The sequence below is a fragment of the Vibrio sp. Vb1337 genome (assembly GCF_033338715.1).
Classification (GTDB): Bacteria; Pseudomonadota; Gammaproteobacteria; order Enterobacterales; family Vibrionaceae; genus Vibrio; species Vibrio alginolyticus.
This window is the reverse complement of the sequence record NZ_JAWOTD010000266.1, coordinates 1-1,051: the sequence shown is the minus strand read 5'-3', so window position 1 is coordinate 1,051 and position 1,051 is coordinate 1. Positions and strand designations below refer to the sequence as shown.

The window sequence follows — 1,051 nt, the reverse complement described above, 5'->3', positions numbered from 1 at the left end:
TCAACGTGTTGCTCGGTATGGTGTTCTTGGGCGAACGACTACGTAAGCTGCAATGGTTTGCTGTGGTATTGGCAGGATGCGGCGTTTTGGTGCAGTTGATCGTCTTTGGTTCGGTGCCAATTGTAGCGATGGCGTTAGCGATGAGCTTTGGTTTTTACGGTTTGCTACGTAAGAAAGTCGCGGTGGATGCTCAAACGGGTTTGTTTGTCGAAACGCTAATCTTATTACCCGCTGCCGCCGTTTATCTTCTGTTTATTGCCAGTTCACCAACGGCAAACATGATTGAAAATCCATGGCAGCTCAATACGTTGTTGATTGCAGCCGGTGTGGTGACGACCTTGCCATTGCTGTGCTTCACTGGTGCCGCGACTCGCCTCAAATTATCAACGCTCGGCTTTTTCCAGTACATCGGCCCTAGCCTGATGTTCTTGCTTGCAGTGTTAATTTACGGCGAGACCTTCACGATGGATAAAGCGATTACGTTCGCCTTTATTTGGGGAGCCCTTGTGGTATTTAGCTTCGATGGGCTGCGCAACAATCGCCGTTCACGCCGAGCCATTCAGTCACAGTGATCGTTTTTTACAAGACAAGCTAACAATTGATGGATAAGCTTGGTCATTATGTGACCAAGCTTTTTTTGTATGTAATGGAACAGATTCAATACTACGCGACCGACCATGACCAACTGAGTCTGATCGAGGCGAAATACCAAAAGTTTGCCTTTCAAAGGCACTATCATTTGGATTTTCACCTCGGCTTGATCACGCATGGTGAGCAGAAGTTTCATTATCAAGGCTCTCATCACCAAGTCGGTCATGGGCAAATCGTTATTATGCCGCCCGATGAACTGCACGACGGCCAGTCTAAGCTTGCCAGTGGCTATCAAGTGAATGTTTTTTCGATCGAACCACACTTACTTAGCGATCTGGCAGATCTTAAGCAAAATGGTCAAATTATCCGCTTTAATGAGTTGATCATCTCCGATCCACAGATATTTTCACAACTTAGTAACTTACATGCTCTGTTGAGACGCGAAAATCTCAGTCAGTTA

Annotated in this window: 2 protein-coding genes; both read left to right on the top strand. The window is 46.2% G+C overall.

The window, feature by feature from the left end; translation table 11 throughout:
* Positions 1–572 (top strand): EamA family transporter RarD (gene rarD / locus R7E42_RS25535; protein ID WP_318073314.1); only part of this gene is annotated, 572 nt, incomplete at its 5' end.
* Positions 573–646: 74 nt separating this feature from the next.
* Positions 647–1,051, top strand: a 405-nt coding sequence (locus tag R7E42_RS25530; RefSeq protein ID WP_318073315.1) for an AraC family ligand binding domain-containing protein, incomplete at its 3' end; no start/stop codon positions are given.